Genomic DNA, 434 nt, shown 5'->3' with positions numbered 1-434 from the left:
CGGTCGATGCGGTGATCGCAAGCCAGCCGGGGCTCACCGGGCTCGACGGCAAGTTCGATCAGGCACGCTATGAAGCGGTACTGAAGCAGAACGGCACCAGCGACGTGCAAGTCCGTACCGACATTGCCGACCAGACACTGACGCGCCAGTTGATCCTGCCGACGATCGGCGCGAGCCAGGTGCCGGTGCAGCTGGCGCTGCCTTATGCCAGCCTGTTGCTGGAAAAGCGCAACGGCACGGTCGGCTTCATCCCCAGCCAGGCGGTCGCAGCGGGCCCCGCCCCGACCGAGGCGGAACTGAACACCTTCTATACCCGCAACCTGTCGCGCTACCGCGTGCCGGAGCGGCGGATCGTGCGCTATGCGCTGGTCAATGCCGCCGCCGTCGCCGCCACGCCAACCGATGCCGAGATCGCTGCGGCCTATAAGGCGCAG

At 67.1% G+C, this 434-nt stretch carries 1 protein-coding gene; it reads left to right on the top strand.

What is annotated here, in order from left to right; all coding sequences use genetic code 11:
- A partial coding sequence (locus AACY52_RS31645) for a SurA N-terminal domain-containing protein (RefSeq protein WP_339561602.1) occupies positions 1 to 434 on the top strand: 434 nt, incomplete at both ends.

It is taken from the genome of Pseudomonas sp. EA_65y_Pfl1_P113 (assembly GCF_963970525.1).
Taxonomy (GTDB): Bacteria; Pseudomonadota; Gammaproteobacteria; order Pseudomonadales; family Pseudomonadaceae; genus Aquipseudomonas; species Aquipseudomonas tritici.
This window is presented reverse-complemented; position numbering and strand designations above follow the sequence as displayed.